This is a genomic window from Streptomyces sp. NPDC006265 (assembly GCF_040613555.1).
GTDB lineage: Bacteria > Actinomycetota > Actinomycetes > Streptomycetales > Streptomycetaceae > Streptomyces.
In genome coordinates this window covers 1-3,058 of record NZ_JBEXSH010000054.1, presented here as the reverse complement: position 1 = coordinate 3,058, position 3,058 = coordinate 1, and the positions used below count along the sequence as shown (strand labels likewise).

Genomic DNA, 3,058 nt, shown 5'->3' with positions numbered 1-3,058 from the left:
CTTCAGTCGTCGCCCGTTCCGGTGACGTACGGCGTGTAGTGCGCGGGCGTGTGGTCGATCGGCAGGCCGGGCCGCCAGGCGGTGTGCACTCCATCGGCTTCGCCCCGCAGGACGCCCTCGGCGGCAACTTCCTCAACACGCCGTTCGAGTCGGTCGCCACGGCCATGCACGTCTCGGCGTACTCCCTGAAGTCGCTCACGATGGCCTGCCTGCCGCTGATGCAGAACGGCGGCTCCGTCGTCGGTCTGACGTTCGACGCGCAGTTCGCCTGGCCGCAGTACGACTGGATGGGCCCGGCCAAGGCCGCCCTGGAGGCCACCAGCCGCTACATGGCCCGTGACCTGGGCAAGCAGAACATCCGCTGCAACCTGGTCTCGGCCGGTCCGCTCGGCTCCATGGCCGCCAAGTCCATCCCGGGCTTCAGCGAGCTGGCCTCCGTGTGGGACGACCGCTCCCCGCTGGAGTGGGACCTGAAGGACCCCGAGCCCGCCGGCCGCGGCGTCGTGGCGCTGCTGAGCGACTGGTTCCCGAAGACCACCGGCGAGATCATCCACGTGGACGGCGGTCTGCACGCCATCGGCGCCTGATCTCCCCCGCGTCACCGACGCCCCGTTCCCCGCAGCGCGCGGGGAGCGGGGCGTCACCCGTCCGGCGCAGCCGACCGGGCGGGACAGGCCCACAACTGGGCACTCTGGAGTACGCGTTCACCACCCGAGCCCCTCCCCAGCACGGCAGAGGAGGTCCCCTTGTGCGCTTGTCCCGCCGCATGGCCTCACTGTCCGTCGCAGCCGCGCTCGTGCTGACCCTGGCGTACGAGGCGGTGCCCCACGCGCGCGTGCCCGCCGACGACCACGAGTCGGCGGACCCCTTCGGTGCCGCGTGCCGGATCCGCGTGACCGGGTCCAGGGTGACCGTGTACTGCCACAACCCTTACCCGGAGCCCGACCGGGTGAGCCTGCACGTCGAGTGCGTCCGCTGGTGGGACATCGACACCGACAGCTCACCGGTCGAGGCCGGGCCCGCGCAGACCGTGCGGCTGACGGGGCGGTGCTGGAAAGAGGTCGGCGACGTGTGGATCAGTCACCGGCGGGAGAGCTGATCCCGCCCGGCCGGCACAGGAACGGGTAGCGGGCCGCCTCCGCCGCCGCCGTGTCCGCCTCGCCCGCGCGGATCGCCTCCAGCAGCCGCCCGTGGTCCATGTACGTCTCCGGCGTCAGCTTCTCGCCGACGTCCTCGCGCAGCCAGTCCCGCAGCACCTCGCCCAGGTCCGCGTACATGGCCGTCATCACGTCGTTGCGGGACGCGGACACCACGGCCAGGTGGAACGTCGCGTCCGCGGTCACAAAGGCCTCCTTGTCGCCCGACTCCCAGGCCTCCTCACGCCGCAGCAGCAGCGCGTCGAGCTGCTTGAGGTCCTTCTCCGTGCGCCGCTCGGCGGCCAGCCGGGCGGCGGCCGACTCCAGTGTGGAGCGCAGCTCGGCGATGTGCCGGGGGTCGGCCTCGGCGAACCGCCGCTGCATCACGCCCGCCAGCTCGCTCGTCGCCACGACGTACGTGCCGGAACCCTGGCGGATGTCCAGCAGACCGTTGTGCGACAGGGCACGGACGGCCTCACGGACCGTGTTGCGGGCGACGCCCAGCTGCTCGACCAGTTCCGGCTCGGTGGGAATCCGGGAGCCCACCGGCCACTCGCCCGAGGTGATCTGGGCCCGCAGCGCGGCGATGACCTGCTCGGACAGGGCCGAGCGGCGGGGATGGCTCAGGGGCATGGCACACCTTCGCACGACCGGGGCGCCCTGGGGCAGCCGGGGAGTGGACAGTCAATCATCCCATGATTCTATGATGGGTCTCATGCCTAGTGAGGAAACCCGGACCATGACGCCCCCGACCGTACGCAGCTCGGCCGCGCACGACGCCGGGAAGACGGGCGGCGCGTCCACACGCGCGTGGACGATGCGACTGCTCGTCCTCGGCATCGTGCTGTCCGCGCTGAACCTCCGGCCCGCCATCACCAGCCTCGGCGCCCTCCTGGAGGAGGTCCGCGACGGGCTGGGCATGAGCGGCAGCGTGGCCGGGCTGCTCACCTCCGTGCCGCCGCTGTGCTTCGCCGTCTTCGGCGTCATGGCCCCGCGGCTCGCCCGCCGCTTCGGGGCCGGCGCCGTGGTGTGCGCCGGCATGGCCGCCATCGCCACCGGCCTGCTGATACGGCCGTACGCGGGCGGCACGGCCGGCTTCCTGGCAGGCAGCGCCCTGGCCCTCATGGGCATCGCGGTCAGCAACGTCCTGATGCCGGTCATCGTCAAGCACTGGTTCCCCGACCGCGTGGGATCCATGACCGGCCTGTACTCCATGGCCCTCGCCCTCGGCACGGCCCTCGCGGCCGCGGTGACGGTCCCGCTGACCGACACCCTCGGCGGCAACTGGCAGACGGGCCTGGCCCTGTGGGCGGGGCTCGCCGTGGCAGCCGTCCTACCGTGGCTGCCCTTCGTGCGGGGGCGCGTCACGCCGCCAGGGGCGGGGGAGCAGGCCGCGGAGACAGCGAGTCAGGGCCCGGCCTCGACGCAGCACGCGCGCGTGGAGGCGCCCCGGCTGCGCATGGCCCGCAGCCGTACCGCCTGGGCCCTGGCCGTCTTCTTCGGGCTCCAGGCCACCGCCGCCTACATCACGATGGGCTGGATGGCGCAGATCTTCCGGGACGCCGGTGTCCCCGCCGGCACCGCGGGCCTGCTGCTGGCGGTCACCATGGTGATGGGCGTGCCCCTGGCCTTCGTCATACCCCGCCTGGCCACCCGGCTGCCCCACCAGGGCCCGATCGTGCTCGCCCTGGGCGTCTGCGGCCTCGCCGGCTACGCCGGGCTGTACCTCGCACCCGCCGCCGGCGCCTGGGCCTGGGCCGTGCTGCTGGGCATCGCCAACTGCGCCTTCCCGCTCGCCCTGACCATGGTCGGCATGCGGGCCAGGACCGGCCCGGGCGTGGCCCGGCTGTCGGCGTTCGCGCAGAGCACCGGCTACCTCATCTCCATCCCCGGACCTCTCCTGGTGGGCGTCCTCTACCAGC

At 72.9% G+C, this 3,058-nt stretch carries 4 protein-coding genes; 3 read left to right on the top strand and 1 reads right to left on the bottom strand.

What is annotated here, in order from left to right:
* Nucleotides 1-587 (top strand): SDR family oxidoreductase (locus ABZ281_RS07405; RefSeq protein ID WP_356653043.1); only part of this gene is annotated, 587 nt, incomplete at its 5' end.
* Nucleotides 588-748: 161 nt separating this feature from the next.
* Nucleotides 749-1,099: a hypothetical protein gene (locus ABZ281_RS07400; protein WP_356653041.1), complete on the top strand. Its 351-nt coding sequence runs from the start codon at nucleotides 749-751 to the stop codon at nucleotides 1,097-1,099.
* Here ABZ281_RS07400 and ABZ281_RS07395 read toward each other — a convergent pair.
* Nucleotides 1,077-1,769, bottom strand: a complete 693-nt coding sequence (locus ABZ281_RS07395) for an FCD domain-containing protein (protein ID WP_356653039.1) — start codon at nucleotides 1,767-1,769, stop codon at nucleotides 1,077-1,079. The genes ABZ281_RS07400 and ABZ281_RS07395 overlap by 23 nt on opposite strands.
* A 70-nt stretch (nucleotides 1,770-1,839) precedes the next feature.
* Here ABZ281_RS07395 and ABZ281_RS07390 point away from each other — a divergent pair.
* On the top strand, nucleotides 1,840-3,058 hold a 1,219-nt coding region (locus tag ABZ281_RS07390; RefSeq protein ID WP_356653037.1), incomplete at its 3' end, for a CynX/NimT family MFS transporter.

Bases quoted from the DNA above. Each gene is read 5' to 3' on its own strand.
- ABZ281_RS07395 (WP_356653039.1), bottom strand. From the start codon at position 1,769: ATGCCCCTGAGCCATCCCCGCCGCTCGGCCCTGTCCGAGCAGGTCATC.